This is a genomic window from Enterobacter sp. fkY84-1 (assembly GCF_052974705.1).
In genome coordinates, this window is the sequence record NZ_CP169393.1 from 509563 (window position 1) to 523505 (window position 13943).

A 13943-nucleotide genomic window follows, 5' to 3' on the forward strand; every position below is an offset into this window, starting at 1 on the left:
CCGATCCGTAGGCCGGATAAGCGCAGCGCCATCCGGCAAATTACAACAACGCCCCCAGACTTAACGCCACCATAATCACCACCGTCAGGATCGCCAGCAGCGGCGCCACCCATTTCAGGTAGCGCACGTAAGGTACCCGGGCGATAGCCAGCCCGCCCATAACCACCGCAGAGGTCGGCGTGACGAGGTTAACGATGCCGGAGGCCGACTGGTAAGCCGTAACCACCAGGTCGCGGTTGACGTTAGCGAAATCAGCAAGCGGCGCCATGATCGGCATCGTCAGAACGGCCAGGCCGGATGAAGAAGGCACAAGAAACGACAGCACGACTTCCAGCCAGTACATCACGTTGATAAACGCTACCGTGGACAACCCGCTGACCAGCCCTTCCGCGCTGTGCAAAATGGTGTGGGTAATCATGCCCTTATCCATGATGACTACGATACCGCGCGCGATGCCGATAATCAGCGCGACGCCCAGCAAATCTCGCGCGCCGTTGATAAACGTCGACGTCAGCTCCTCTTCGCTCATGCGGGCAATCAGGCCGACGATGATCGCGCTGGCGAGAAATACCGCTGAAATCTCCGCCATCCACCAGCCCAGCACCGCCACGCCGTAAATCATCACCGCGAAGGCCAGAGCGAAAATCACCAGGATGATTTTGCGCACCGGGGTGAATTCCAGGGACTGTTCGCCCTTGTTGCCGAGGAAATGGGCGAGGTTCTCTTCCTGCTTGTCTGCAACGATGGACTGCGAGGGATCCTTACGCACCTTGCGGGCGTAGCGCATCACCCACGCCACGCAGATGATCCAGCCGATGACCAGCAGCGCCACGCGCAGGGCGATGCCGTTGGTGAAGGGGATCCCGGCGGCGTTGGCGGCGATCACCGTGGCAAACGGGTTAATGGTGGAGCCGAGGGTGCCGATCCCCGCCCCGAGCAGCACGGTAGAGGCGGCGACAACCGGATCGAACCGCGCGGCCAGCATCACCGGCACCAGTAAGGTATAGAAGGGCAGTGACTCTTCGGCCATACCGTAAATCGTGCCGCCTGCGGCAAACAGCGCCATCAGGATCGGGATCATCCACTCCTCGCGTCCGCGCAGCCGGGTGGTCACCCGCTCGATCCCGGCGTCAATCGCCCCGGTTTTGGTGACGATCCCGAGGAATCCCCCGATGATCAGAATAAACAGCGCCACGTCGATCGCCCCGGCCTGGCCGGATTCCGGATCGTACAGCCCGGCAATCGGCGCCATCAGCACCGAAACCAGCCCCTGCGGATGCGCCGCGACGTGCGCGTAGGTGCCTGCAACGGGGACGTCTTTGCCGAGCGCCTCGTTCATTGCCATATGGTACTGCCCGGCCGGGACAATCCACGTCAGCACGGCCACGACGGCAATCAGAAAAAAGAGAATGGTGTAAGCGGAGGGAAACTTGAACTTGCCCATGATGTTCTCCTGAAACCCGGCGCACCCCGCGGCGCGCCGGGCGGTGATTAGTCGCCGAGTGTCGCCACCATGACCGCTTTAATGGTGTGCATGCGGTTCTCTGCTTCGTCGAAGACGATGGAGTTCGGTGATTCGAAGACCTCTTCCGTCACCTCCAGCCCCTTCAGCCCGTACGCCATCTCGATTTCGCGGCCCACCTTCGTGTGCTCGTTGTGGAATGCCGGCAGGCAGTGCATGAATTTGACGTTCGGGTTGCCGGTGGCCTTCATCACCTGCGCGTTAATCTGATACGGCTTCATCAGGCTGACGCGCTCGGCCCAGGCTTCCTTCGGCTCGCCCATAGAGACCCACACGTCGGTGTAGAGGAAATCGGTCCCCTGCACGCCTTCTTCCACGTCGTCGGTGAGGGTGATGCGCGCGCCCGTCTCTTTCGCAATGGCGCGGCACTGCTCAACCAGTCCCGCTTCCGGCCAGAAGGATTTCGGCGCAACGAGGCGGATATCCATCCCCATCTTGGCCGCGCCGACCATCAGGGAGTTCCCCATGTTGTTGCGCGCGTCGCCGAGATAGGCAAAGCTCAGCTCCGGCAGGGTTTTGCCCGGGGAGTGCTCCAGCATGGTCATCAGGTCGGCGAGAATTTGCGTTGGGTGGAACTCGTCGGTCAGGCCGTTCCATACCGGCACGCCCGCGTACTCGCCCAGCTCTTCGACGATGACCTGGCCGTAGCCGCGGTATTCGATGCCGTCGTACATGCGGCCCAGCACGCGGGCGGTGTCTTTCATCGACTCTTTGTGACCGATCTGCGAGCCGCTTGGGCCGAGGTAGGTCACCTGCGCGCCCTGGTCGAACGCGCCCACTTCGAAGGCGCAGCGGGTGCGGGTGGAGGTTTTTTCAAAGATCAGGGCGATGTTTTTCCCGACCAGGGTTTGCTTCTCGCGTCCGGCTTTTTTGGCGGCCTTGAGCTCAATGGCGAGGTCGATCAGGTACTGGATCTCCGCCGGGGTATAGTCCAGCAGTTTGAGGAAGTTGCGGTTTTTCAGGTTGATGGTCATGGCTAAATCCTTTTTAAAATGAGTGTTCAGTTACGAATCAGCGTGCCTTTCTCGCCCGCGAGGATCTCCGCGCCGTCGGCCAGCGCGCCGATCCCGGCTATCCCATTGCAGGCTTCAACGAACTCGCGGCAGGCGGCCACCTTCGGCCCCATCGATCCGGCGTCGAACTGCATGCCCCTGAGCAGCTCCGGCGTTACCTGCGCCAGCGGACGCTGGGTTGGTTTGCCCCAGTCGAGGTACACCGCGTCGGCATCGGTCAGGATCAGCAGGGCATCGGCTTCGATCTGGCGCGCCAGCAGGGCGGCGGAGAGGTCTTTATCGATTACCGCCTCGATCCCGCGATAGCCGTTGGCCTGTTCCACCACCGGCACCCCGCCGCCGCCGTTGCAGATCACCAGGTGGTCGCGCTGGATCAGCGCCGTGATGGCGTCGCTCTCGACGATGCGCTTCGGCTGCGGCGACGGCACCACGCGACGGACGTAGCTGCCGTCGGCCTTAAACACCCAGCCTTTCTCGGCGGCCAGCGCTTTTGCCTGGGCTTCGCTGTAGACCGGGCCGATGTATTTGGTCGGGTTACTGAAGGCCGGGTCGGCGGCGTCCACTTCTACCTGGGTGAGCAGAACGCTCACCTCCCGCTGCGGCAGGCTGTTTTTCAGCGCCTGCTGGAGCATGTAGCCGATCATTCCCTGGCTTTCGGCGCCGAGAACGTCCAGCGGGTAGGGCGTGACTTTGTCGTAGGCGCTGTTCTGCAGCGCCAGCAGCCCGACCTGCGGGCCGTTGCCGTGCACCAGCACCACGCGCCACTGCGCCGTTAAGCCGGCGATGGTGCGGGCGGCCTGCTCGATGTTCTGGCGCTGGATCTCCGCTTCCAGCGGCTCGCCGCGCTTGAGCAGCGCGTTGCCGCCCAGGGCCACAACCAGAGTGGGTTTTCGTTCCATGATGGCTCCTTTAAATTCCGTCGCGTTCCAGCGGGCAGCTCATGCAGCGCGCGCCGCCGCGGCCGCGTCCGAGTTCGTCGCCCGGGATGGGCAGCACGGTGATACCCGCTTTGTCGTATTTCTCGTTGGTCCAGACGTTGCGCTCGTAGCCGATCACCACGCCGGGGCGGATGGTCAGGACGTTGTTGGCGTCGTTCCACTGCTCGCGTTCGGCCTCAAAGGCGTCGCCGCCGGTGGTGATCAGACGTACCTGGTTAATGCTGAGCGCTTTCTCGATGGCGTGCAGCAGGTCGGTTTCCTGGGTGCGCAGCAGGCCGCCGCGTCCGTCCGGGGTGAGCGTCCAGCACTGGGCGTCTTTGCGCACCACTTCCGGGTAGACGGAGAAGGTATCCACGTCGATGTGGGTCATGACGGTGTCGAGGTGCATGCAGGAGCGGTGTTTTGGCAGCTCAACGGCGATCACGCGCTCGGCCTGACGGTGTTTGAACAGGCTGTTGGCGAGAAACTCCACGCCCTGCGGCGTCGTGCGTTCGGACATGCCGATCAATACCGCGCCGCGGCCAATCACTAATACGTCACCGCCTTCTAAGGTGGCGTGGTCGTAATTAATATTCTCGTCGCCGAAATACTTAATAAAATCGCCGTCGGCGAACGCCGGGTGCCAGCGATATATTGCCCGCAGGTTATTGGTTTCACGCTGACGCGCCGGTTTGGCCATTGGGTTAATAGAGACGCCGTTATAGATCCAGCAGGAGGTATCGCGGGTAAATAAATGGTTCGGCAGTGGCTTCATAATAAAATCATTCGCCGTGTGGGTATCCACCACCATATTTTTAATGGCTGCCGGAATTTCACCGTAGGTTAATCCGCCGCTTAATCTGCGCGCCAGTTCCCGGTGCGGCATATCCGCCAGCCAGCCGCGTACGTCGCCAGCAAAGGTTGGGCCGAGGCGGTAGTCAGAGATTTGCGTCTCCAGCAGCCAGGCTTTCGCCTCAGCGATATCAAGGGTTTGTGTCAGCAGGTCGGTCAGCAGCAGGACTTCCACCCCCTGCTCGCGCAGCGTGTTGGCGAAGATGTCATGCTCCTCACCCGCCCGCTCAACCGAGAGCACGTCATCAAATAGCAGCTCCTGACAGTTTGATGGCGTTAAGCGTTTCAGACTTAAATTTGGGCGGTGCAGCATAACGCTACGCAATTGACCAATTTCAGAACCGACGTAATGCTTTTCCATAATTATTCCTTTAACTGTTTTTCAGAATAAAAAGGGCATGCGCCATGTCATGTATTTAATTGCATGGCGGCTAAGCTCAATTGATTTCGTGGTTCATACTAGGCAGTTAAATAATCCGTATTGTGATGTTGCTCACGCGAAAATGGATATTATGCGGTTTGTTTTCATTAGCATGATTCGCATCAGATAATGATTAATTGGCTATTCTGGCGAGGTGAATAGCTAAGCACTATCCGTTGTCATTATTTGCAGTTGTTAGTGTTTTGTAGAATTTAATGCTTTGAAATATTTTGTTAAGCCATTGATTTTAAATGTCTTTGTGGTTTTCGTGGAATGACTATGCAATATTGCTAATTAACTATTTTTGGCTTAAGGAAAATCAATAAATATTTATTGAATTTAATAGCAAATTATCAAAGTGCTAAAATGTGAAGCGGTAGCCAGTTTTGTTGTTAAGGCATGACGATCAGTAAGTTAGCGCAAGGCCGTGATAACGAAGAACTGAAGATATGCATAATGACTGCATAAATGCCTGCGAGGGCTTAACAGCAAATTAACACCATTCCCGATAAACATGCGCTCGCGCAAATCCCGCCTAAAAAGGACTGGTATGGCAGTCGGGATTCTCGTATAAAAGATAAAAATGAAACGTTGTTTTATATTGAGGGTATTCTGATGATTATCGGCAACATCCACCATCTGCACTCCTGGCTGCCTGACGAACTGCGACAGGCCATTGAGCACGTTAAAACTCACGTCACCGACGCCACGCCGCTCGGCAAGCACGACGTCAACGGCAACAGCCTGTTTTATCTGGTCTCCGAAGACACGACCCAGCCGTTCGCCGAGCGCCGCGCCGAGTACCACGCGCGCTATCTGGATATTCAGATCGTGATGAAGGGTCAGGAAGGGATGACCTTCAGCACCCTGCCGCCCGGCACGCCGGACACCGACTGGCTGACGGACAAAGACATCGCGTTCCTGCCGGAAGGCGAGCAGGAGAAAACCGTCGTGTTGAGCGAAGGGGATTTTGTGGTGTTCTGGCCGGGTGAGGTGCACAAGCCGCTGTGCGCGGTGGGGGCACCTGCTAAGGTCAGGAAAGTGGTGGTGAAGATGCTTGTAGAGTAACCCCTCTCCCAAGGGGAGAGGGTGTAAAAGTTCCCTCTCCCTGTGGGAGAGGGTTAGGGTGAGGGCATCAGGCCGCCCCTTCCAATTTGTGATCCAGCTTAAATTTCCCGCACTCCTTCTTCCCTTCCCATTTACCTCTCCTTTTTCTGCGTCATAGTATGATCGTTAAATTAATGAACGCTGTTCTATAATGTAGAACAAAATGATTCAGCAAGGAGATCTCATGCCGCAGTCCGCGTTGTTTACTGGAATCATTCCCCCTGTCTCCACCATTTTTACTGCCGATGGCCAACTCGATAAGCAGGGCACCGCCGCGCTGATCGACGATCTCATCAAAGCAGGCGTTGACGGCCTGTTCTTCCTGGGCAGCGGCGGCGAGTTTTCCCAGCTCGGCGCCGAAGAGCGTAAAACCATTGCCCAATTTGCTATCGATCATGTCGATCGTCGCGTACCGGTCCTGATCGGCACCGGCGGCACCAACGCCCGGGAAACCATTGCGCTCAGCCAGCACGCGCAGCAGGCAGGGGCGGACGGCATCGTGGTGATCAACCCTTACTACTGGAAAGTGTCGGAAGCGAACCTGATCCGCTATTTCGAGCAGGTGGCGGACAGCGTCACGCTGCCGGTGATGCTCTATAACTTCCCGGCGCTGACCGGACAGGATCTGACCCCGGCGCTGGTGAAAACCCTGGCCGATTCGCGCAGCAACATCGTCGGCATTAAAGACACCATCGACTCCGTCGCCCACCTGCGCAGCATGATCCACACCGTCAAAGGTGCCCATCCACACTTCACCGTGCTGTGCGGCTACGACGATCATCTGTTTAATACCTTGCTGCTCGGCGGCGACGGGGCGATTTCGGCGAGCGGCAACTTTGCCCCGCAGGTGTCGGTGAATCTTCTGAAAGCCTGGCGGGATAAAGACGTGGCGAAAGCGGCTGAGTATCATCAGACCTTACTGCAAATACCGCAGATGTATCAGCTGGATACGCCGTTTGTGAACGTCATTAAAGAGGCGATTGTGCTCTGCGGCCGCCCGATTTCCACGCACGTGCTGCCGCCCGCCTCTGCGCTGGACGAGCCGCGCAAGGCGCAGCTGAAAACCCTGCTGCAACAGCTCAAGCTCTGCTGAGCCGGACGATAACCATGACCATCGAGAAGATTTTCACCCCGCAGGACGATGCGTTTTATGCGGTGATCACCCACGCGGCGGGGCCGCAGGGCGCGCTGCCGCTGACCCCGCAGATGCTGATGGAATCCCCCAGCGGCAACCTGTTCGGCATGACGCAGAACGCCGGGATGGGCTGGGATGCCAACAAGCTGACTGGCAAAGAGGTGCTGATCATCGGCACCCAGGGCGGCATCCGCGCCGGGGACGGACGCCCGGTCGCGCTGGGCTACCACACCGGGCATTGGGAAATCGGCATGCAGATGCAGGCGGCGGCGAAAGAGATCACCCGCAACGGCGGGATCCCGTTTGCGGCCTTCGTCAGCGATCCGTGCGACGGGCGCTCTCAGGGCACGCACGGCATGTTCGACTCCCTGCCGTACCGTAACGACGCGGCGATCGTGTTTCGCCGCCTGATCCGTTCCCTCCCGACGCGCCGGGCGGTGATTGGCGTCGCCACCTGTGATAAAGGGCTGCCCGCCACCATGATTGCCCTGGCCGCGATGCACGACCTGCCGACCATTCTGGTGCCGGGCGGGGCGACGCTGCCGCCAACCGTGGGGGAAGACGCGGGCAAGGTGCAGACCATCGGCGCGCGCTTTGCCAACCACGAACTCTCCCTGCAGGAGGCCGCCGAGCTGGGCTGTCGCGCCTGCGCCTCGCCGGGCGGCGGGTGTCAGTTCCTCGGCACGGCGGGCACCTCGCAGGTGGTGGCCGAAGCGCTGGGTCTGGCGCTGCCGCACTCCGCGCTGGCGCCGTCCGGGCAGGCGGTGTGGCTGGAGATCGCCCGCCAGTCGGCGCGGGCGGTGAGCGAGCTGGATAACCGCGGCATCACCACGCGCGATATCCTCACCGATAAAGCCATCGAAAACGCCATGGTGATCCACGCGGCGTTCGGCGGCTCGACGAATTTACTGCTGCACATTCCGGCCATTGCCCACGCGGCGGGCTGCACAATCCCGGACGTAGAGCACTGGACGCGCGTCAACCGTAAGGTGCCGCGCCTGGTCAGCGTGCTGCCCAACGGCCCGGACTATCACCCGACCGTGCGCGCGTTCCTCGCGGGCGGCGTGCCGGAGGTGATGCTCCACCTGCGCGATCTCGGTCTGCTGCACCTGGACGCCATGACCGTGACCGGCCAGACGGTGGGCGAAAACCTCGACTGGTGGCAGGCCTCCGAGCGCCGGGCGCGCTTCCGCCAGTGCCTGCGCGAGCAGGACGGCGTGGATCCGGATGGCGTGATCCTGCCGCCGGAGAAGGCAAAAGCGAAAGGGCTGACCTCAACGGTTTGCTTCCCGACGGGCAACATCGCGCCGGAAGGCTCGGTGATCAAGGCCACGGCGATCGACCCGTCGGTCGTCGGTGAAGATGGCGTTTACCGCCACACCGGCCGGGCGCGGGTGTTTGTCTCGGAAGCGCAGGCGATCAAGGCCATCAAGCGGGAAGAGATTAAGCAGGGCGATATCATGGTGGTGATCGGCGGCGGGCCGTCCGGCACCGGCATGGAAGAGACCTACCAGCTTACCTCCGCGCTGAAGCATATCTCGTGGGGCAAAACGGTGTCGTTAATCACCGATGCACGCTTCTCGGGCGTGTCGACGGGCGCCTGCTTCGGCCACGTGTCGCCGGAGGCGCTGGCGGGCGGGCCGATTGGCAAGCTGCGCGATAACGACATCATCGAGATAGCCGTCGACCGACTGACATTAACGGGCAGCGTGAACTTTATCGGCACCGCGGATAACCCGCTGACGCCGGAGGAGGGCGCGCGCGAGCTGGCAATGCGGCAGACGCACCCGGACCTGCACGCCCACGACTTTTTGCCGGACGATACCCGGCTGTGGGCGGCGCTGCAGTCGGTGAGCGGCGGCACCTGGAAAGGCTGTATTTATGACACCGATAAAATTATCGAGGTAATTAACGCCGGTAAAAAAGCGCTCGGCATTTAATTATTTTCTAAGATAAAACCGTCTGCGGGAAATATTCCGCGGACGGTTTTCGCATGTCTGTAATTTGCTAATTTAAACAATACGTTGCGATATATCGTTGGCGTCACAAAAGCAAAATAACGTAATTCGGAAATAAGATATGACCATTGCTGGTTAATTGAACAGCTCATTACACTCCATTAACACGATGTTGTAATTCAGCACACTACATAAGGGTGTAATTCTGATGACGCAATTAACCATGAAAGACAAAATTGGCTACGGGCTGGGTGACACCGCCTGCGGCTTCGTCTGGCAGGCCACGATGTTCCTGCTGGCCTATTTCTACACCGACGTCTTCGGCCTGTCGGCGGGCATTATGGGAACGCTGTTTTTAATCTCCCGCGTGCTCGACGCCGTGACTGACCCGCTGATGGGGCTACTGGTCGACCGCACCCGCACGCGGCACGGCCAGTTCCGCCCGTTCCTGCTGTGGGGCGCCATCCCGTTTGGCATCGTCTGCGTGCTGACCTTCTACACGCCGGACTTCTCCGCGCAGGGCAAAATCATCTACGCCTGCGTGACCTACATTCTTCTGACCCTGGTCTACACCTTCGTTAACGTGCCCTACTGCGCCATGCCCGGCGTCATCACCGCCGACCCAAAAGAGCGTCACGCCCTGCAGTCCTGGCGCTTCTTCCTGGCGGCGGCGGGCTCGCTCGCCATCAGCGGCATTGCCCTGCCGCTGGTGAGCATCATCGGCAAGGGGGATGAGCAGGTGGGCTATTTCGGCGCCATGTGCGTGCTGGGCCTGACCGGCGTGGTGCTGCTCTACGTCTGCTTCTTTACCACCAAAGAGCGCTACACCTTTGAGGTGCAGCCGGGCTCGTCGGTGGCGAAAGATCTGAAGCTGCTGCTCGGCAACGGCCAGTGGCGGATCATGTGCGCGTTCAAGATGATGGCGACCTGCTCCAACGTGGTACGCGGCGGGGCGACGCTCTACTTCGTGAAATACGTGATGGATCACCCGGAGATGGCGACCCAGTTTTTACTTTACGGCAGCCTTGCCACCATGTTTGGCTCGCTCTGCTCCTCCCGCCTGCTGGGCCGCTTCGATCGCGTTACCGCCTTCAAGTGGATCATCGTCGCCTACTCGCTCATCAGCCTGCTGATTTTCGTCACCCCGGCGGAACATATCGCCCTGATTTTCGCTCTCAACATCCTGTTCCTGTTCGTCTTTAACACCACCACGCCGCTGCAGTGGCTGATGGCCTCTGACGTGGTGGACTACGAGGAGAGCCGCAGCGGGCGCCGCCTCGACGGCTTGGTGTTCTCCACCTACCTGTTCAGCCTGAAGATTGGCCTGGCGATTGGCGGGGCGGTGGTGGGCTGGATCCTGGCGTACGTGAACTACTCCGCCAGCAGCAGCGTGCAGCCGGTAGAGGTGCTGACCACCATTAAAATTCTGTTCTGCGTGGTGCCGGTGGTGCTCTACGCGGGCATGTTCATCATGCTGTCGTTCTACAAGCTCACCGACGCCCGCGTGGAGGCCATCAGCCAGCAGCTGATCAAGCACCGCGCGGCGCAGGGCGAGGCCGTTCCCGACGCCGCGACAGCCGCATCCCATTAACCGGAGGCAATATGGAAATCACTAACCCGATACTCACCGGCTTTAACCCGGACCCGTCCCTGTGCCGTCAGGGTGAGGACTACTACATCGCCACCTCGACCTTCGAGTGGTTCCCCGGCGTGCGCATCTACCACTCTCGCGACCTGAAAAACTGGTCGCTGGTCAGCACGCCGCTGGACCGCGTGTCGATGCTGGACATGAAGGGCAACCCGGACTCCGGCGGCATCTGGGCGCCGTGCCTGAGCTACGCCGACGGCAAATTCTGGCTGCTCTACACCGACGTAAAGATTGTCGACTCGCCGTGGAAAAATGGCCGTAACTTCCTGGTTACCGCGCCGTCCATCGAAGGGCCATGGAGCGAGCCGATCCCGATGGGCAACGGCGGGTTTGACCCGTCCCTGTTCCACGACGACGATGGCCGCAAATATTACCTGTATCGCCCGTGGGGGCCGCGCCACCACAGCAACCCGCACAACACCATCGTGTTGCAGGCGTTTGACCCGCAGACCGGCACGCTCTCGCCGGAGCGCAAAACCCTGTTTACCGGCACGCCGCTCTGCTACACCGAAGGCGCGCACCTGTATCGCCACGCGGGATGGTACTACCTGATGGTCGCCGAAGGCGGCACCAGCTACGAGCATGCCGTCGTGGTGCTGCGTTCCAAAAACATCGACGGACCGTACGAGCTGCACCCGGAGGTGACGATGATGACCAGCTGGCACCTGCCGGAGAACCCGCTGCAGAAGAGCGGCCACGGCTCGCTGCTGCAGACCCACACCGGGGAGTGGTACATGGCCTACCTCACCAGCCGCCCGCTGCGTCTGCCCGGCGTGCCGCTGCTGGCCTCCGGCGGACGAGGCTACTGTCCGCTGGGGCGCGAGACCGGTATCGCCCGCATTGAATGGCGCGACGGCTGGCCGTACGTGGAAGGGGGCAAGCACGCGCAGCTGACCGTGAAAGGCCCGCAGGTGGCCGAGCAGCCCGCTGCCGTTCAGCACGGCTGGAGGGACGATTTCGACGGCAACACGCTTGATCCAGAGCTGCAGACCCTGCGCATTCCGTTCGACGACACCCTCGGCTCGCTCACCGCGCGGCCGGGATACTTACGGCTCTACGGGAACGACTCGCTCAACTCCACCTTTACCCAGTCGACCGTGGCGCGCCGCTGGCAGCACTTTGCCTTCCGGGCGGAGACGCGGATGCAGTTCTCGCCGGTCCACTTCCAGCAGAGCGCGGGGCTGACCTGCTACTACAACAGTAAAAACTGGAGCTACTGCTTTGTGGACTACGAGGAGGGGCAGGGGAGAACCATCAAGGTTATTCAGCTCGACCACAACGTGCCGTCATGGCCGCTGCACGAGCAGCCGATTCCGGTGCCGGAGAGTGCGGAGAGCATCTGGCTGCGCGTGGACGTGGATAAGCTGGTCTACCGCTACAGCTACTCGTTCGACGGCGAGACGTGGCACACCGTGCCGGTAACGTATGAGGCGTGGAAGCTGTCGGACGACTACATTGGCGGGCGCGGCTTCTTTACCGGCGCGTTTGTGGGGCTGCACTGCGAGGACATCAGCGGCGACGGCTGCCACGCGGACTTCGACTACTTCACCTACGAGCCGGCCTAACGGCTCAGGCCGGGTAGCCCAGCGCGCGTGAAAGCTGAAGCCCGGCCTGCTGAAGCTGCTCGCGGAAGTTAGCCAGCTCAGCGTCGTCCACGCGCGAGGTCAGGGTCGACAGGCTCAGGGCGGCAATCACGCGGGATTCATGGTTCCACACCGGCACCGCCACGCAGCGCACGCCCTGCTCGTTCTCTTCGCTATCCAGGGCGTAGCCCTGCTCGCGGGTCTGCGCCAGGGCGTTCATTAAGGCTTCGCGAGAGGAGAGAGTGGCGGGCGTAAAGGTGGTGTACTGATAGCCCTCCAGCAGGGCGTTCAGCTCGGTCTCGCCCAGCCAGGCAATCAACACCTTGCCGATGGCGGTGGCGTGAACCGGCAGGCGGCGGCCAATGCGCGAATAGGCGATGGCGGCCAGCTTGCCTTCAATCTTCTCGATATAAACCCCTTCACGCCCGTCCAGTATCCCCAGATGGGTGGTCTGCCCGGTACGCTGGGACAGCTCCGTCAGCCAGCCTTTCGCCTTCTGACGAATATCGATGGAGCCCACGACAAAATGGCCGCGCTCGACCAGCTTCATGCCGAGGCGATACTTACCGTTTTCCGGGTTCTGATCGATATAGCCATGCAGCTGCAGGGTTTTTAGCAGCGAGTGGAGGGTACTCTTGCTCAGCCCCATCAGTTTGCTGATGTCGGTGATCTTAAGCTCGGTGGCCTGCTCGTTGAACAGGTCGAGGATCTGCAACGCACGTTCAACAGACTGAATAATCGGCATAATGCTGGTATGTCCACGCTGGAATTAAGGCGAAAACGTACCTTTTTCGGGGTGAAAAATCAATGAAATGGAGCTGGCCTGAATCGCCCGGCGGCGCTACGCTTGCACGGGCCTACGGGTTTTGTAGGCCGGGTAAGCGCAGCGCCACCCGGCTACATTATTGTTAGCGGAGGAATCAATTATTATCCCGTGCAGCGACAGACTGAATTTTCCAGATCCCATCTTCTTTAACCATGCAATCAATAACTGTGTGCTGGGTCTTTTTGCCAAACGTGATATTCACATTTACACAGACCGGATCAGAATCATACGAATCAATAGCCACATTCTCAGCCCAGTCCTCGCCGATATACTGCGATTTCATAAAAAAATCAGCCTCGTAAAATTCAGCATCGGCATAACGGGGATCGTCTGCATGACGTAATTTTTTCATGGTACTGGCCGTAACGAACTTATCGATTTCATTTCCCTCCTGGATAGGATAATGATCGTTGTTCACCTGTTTGACGTACCAGCGATTGAATTCAAGAGCGCGCTGCATCGGTATCTGAAAATCTTCGGCCCCCAATGCGGCTGTACTGAATAACACAATTAAGATGAGCTTATTCATATTAATAATGCCTGTATAAGGTGACGGCTGGCTGGAGTTGGCGATACGTTAGCCCCGGGTACATTGTTCTCTGTTTAAAATCTGAATACCAGGTTCCAGCACCATCGTAAATGCAGACATGCCCGTACTGATTCGGGCCGGGCAAGGCATCAATCACCGCGATATCCCCCTCTATGGGGGGGCCATAGACTTTTGAGAACCCTGCTTTTTCAAGAGAACGCCAGAAATCCTTAGCGTTTGCCCCTTCGATTTTAAGCCCTCCGGCTCGAATGGCGGCGGCGATTGCGCGAGCGCAATAATGTCCAGTATGGGTTAGTGCGTGGCTACGGGCGTATGACACAGCTTCATGCTTATTCCATGACATAAATAATCCTTATTAACGAAATGCAGCAATAAGGAAATATTACGCCGATAATATACGGTGTTTTGTAA

At 59.4% G+C, this 13943-nt stretch carries 12 protein-coding genes; 5 read left to right on the forward strand and 7 right to left on the reverse strand.

Annotated features, from left to right (window positions below):
• Positions 1-40: 40 nt before the first annotated feature.
• From ACEPLT_RS02390 to arcA, 4 genes are read right to left on the reverse strand one after another with little or no spacing between them, the layout of a single operon-like run.
• Positions 41-1444 (reverse strand): YfcC family protein, encoded by a 1404-nt coding sequence (locus tag ACEPLT_RS02390; protein WP_008501387.1) that lies wholly within the window; start codon positions 1442-1444, stop codon positions 41-43.
• Positions 1445-1491: 47 nt separating this feature from the next.
• On the reverse strand, positions 1492-2496 hold the full coding sequence (gene argF / locus ACEPLT_RS02395) for an ornithine carbamoyltransferase (protein WP_232928591.1): 1005 nt from the start codon (positions 2494-2496) through the stop codon (positions 1492-1494).
• Between the two features lie 26 nt (positions 2497-2522).
• Positions 2523-3434, reverse strand: a complete 912-nt coding sequence (gene arcC / locus ACEPLT_RS02400) for a carbamate kinase (RefSeq protein WP_032655171.1) — start codon at positions 3432-3434, stop codon at positions 2523-2525.
• 10 nt (positions 3435-3444) lie between these two features.
• Positions 3445-4665, reverse strand: coding sequence for an arginine deiminase (gene arcA, locus ACEPLT_RS02405; RefSeq protein ID WP_165557161.1), 1221 nt, complete (start codon positions 4663-4665; stop codon positions 3445-3447).
• A gap of 675 nt (positions 4666-5340) precedes the next feature.
• Here arcA and ACEPLT_RS02410 point away from each other — a divergent pair.
• The 5 genes from ACEPLT_RS02410 to ACEPLT_RS02430 all read left to right on the forward strand — a co-directional run bounded on the left by ACEPLT_RS02410 (position 5341) and on the right by ACEPLT_RS02430 (position 12138).
• Entirely contained in the window at positions 5341-5793 is a 453-nt protein-coding gene (locus ACEPLT_RS02410; RefSeq protein WP_232928589.1) for a YhcH/YjgK/YiaL family protein, read from the forward strand.
• 223 nt (positions 5794-6016) lie between these two features.
• Entirely contained in the window at positions 6017-6925 is a 909-nt protein-coding gene (gene yagE, locus ACEPLT_RS02415; RefSeq protein WP_059362821.1) for a 2-keto-3-deoxygluconate aldolase, read from the forward strand.
• A gap of 14 nt (positions 6926-6939) precedes the next feature.
• Positions 6940-8907, forward strand: coding sequence for a xylonate dehydratase YagF (gene yagF, locus ACEPLT_RS02420; RefSeq protein WP_232928587.1), 1968 nt, complete (start codon positions 6940-6942; stop codon positions 8905-8907).
• A gap of 226 nt (positions 8908-9133) precedes the next feature.
• Positions 9134-10516, forward strand: coding sequence for an MFS transporter (locus ACEPLT_RS02425; RefSeq protein WP_023293405.1), 1383 nt, complete (start codon positions 9134-9136; stop codon positions 10514-10516).
• 11 nt (positions 10517-10527) lie between these two features.
• Positions 10528-12138, forward strand: a complete 1611-nt coding sequence (locus ACEPLT_RS02430) for a glycoside hydrolase family 43 protein (protein WP_232928585.1) — start codon at positions 10528-10530, stop codon at positions 12136-12138.
• A 4-nt stretch (positions 12139-12142) separates the two neighbouring features.
• Here the strand turns inward: ACEPLT_RS02430 and xynR are convergent, their stop codons facing one another.
• The 3 genes from xynR to ACEPLT_RS02445 form a co-directional block, all read right to left on the reverse strand.
• Positions 12143-12901 carry a DNA-binding transcriptional repressor XynR gene (gene xynR / locus ACEPLT_RS02435; protein WP_232928583.1) on the reverse strand — a complete coding sequence of 253 codons (759 nt, stop codon included), beginning with the start codon at positions 12899-12901 and terminating at the stop codon, positions 12143-12145.
• A 175-nt stretch (positions 12902-13076) separates the two neighbouring features.
• Complete coding sequence (locus ACEPLT_RS02440; RefSeq protein ID WP_100170993.1) at positions 13077-13511, reverse strand: DUF3828 domain-containing protein; 435 nt, start codon at positions 13509-13511, stop codon at positions 13077-13079.
• A 1-nt stretch (position 13512) separates the two neighbouring features.
• Positions 13513-13875 (reverse strand): CHAP domain-containing protein, encoded by a 363-nt coding sequence (locus ACEPLT_RS02445; RefSeq protein WP_248214451.1) that lies wholly within the window; start codon positions 13873-13875, stop codon positions 13513-13515.
• Positions 13876-13943 lie beyond the last annotated feature (68 nt).

What these genes read in the sequence shown, in the direction of transcription:
- ACEPLT_RS02440 (WP_100170993.1), bottom strand. Translation starts at nt 13,511, where the DNA reads ATGAATAAGCTCATCTTAATTGTGTTATTCAGTACAGCCGCATTGGGG.
- ACEPLT_RS02410 (WP_232928589.1), top strand. Translation starts at nt 5,341, where the DNA reads ATGATTATCGGCAACATCCACCATCTGCACTCCTGGCTGCCTGACGAA.
- yagF (WP_232928587.1), top strand. Translation starts at nt 6,940, where the DNA reads ATGACCATCGAGAAGATTTTCACCCCGCAGGACGATGCGTTTTATGCG.
- ACEPLT_RS02445 (WP_248214451.1), bottom strand. Translation starts at nt 13,875, where the DNA reads ATGTCATGGAATAAGCATGAAGCTGTGTCATACGCCCGTAGCCACGCA.
- arcC (WP_032655171.1), bottom strand. Translation starts at nt 3,434, where the DNA reads ATGGAACGAAAACCCACTCTGGTTGTGGCCCTGGGCGGCAACGCGCTG.
- yagE (WP_059362821.1), top strand. Translation starts at nt 6,017, where the DNA reads ATGCCGCAGTCCGCGTTGTTTACTGGAATCATTCCCCCTGTCTCCACC.
- argF (WP_232928591.1), bottom strand. Translation starts at nt 2,496, where the DNA reads ATGACCATCAACCTGAAAAACCGCAACTTCCTCAAACTGCTGGACTAT.
- xynR (WP_232928583.1), bottom strand. Translation starts at nt 12,901, where the DNA reads ATGCCGATTATTCAGTCTGTTGAACGTGCGTTGCAGATCCTCGACCTG.
- ACEPLT_RS02425 (WP_023293405.1), top strand. Translation starts at nt 9,134, where the DNA reads ATGACGCAATTAACCATGAAAGACAAAATTGGCTACGGGCTGGGTGAC.
- ACEPLT_RS02390 (WP_008501387.1), bottom strand. Translation starts at nt 1,444, where the DNA reads ATGGGCAAGTTCAAGTTTCCCTCCGCTTACACCATTCTCTTTTTTCTG.
- arcA (WP_165557161.1), bottom strand. Translation starts at nt 4,665, where the DNA reads ATGGAAAAGCATTACGTCGGTTCTGAAATTGGTCAATTGCGTAGCGTT.
- ACEPLT_RS02430 (WP_232928585.1), top strand. Translation starts at nt 10,528, where the DNA reads ATGGAAATCACTAACCCGATACTCACCGGCTTTAACCCGGACCCGTCC.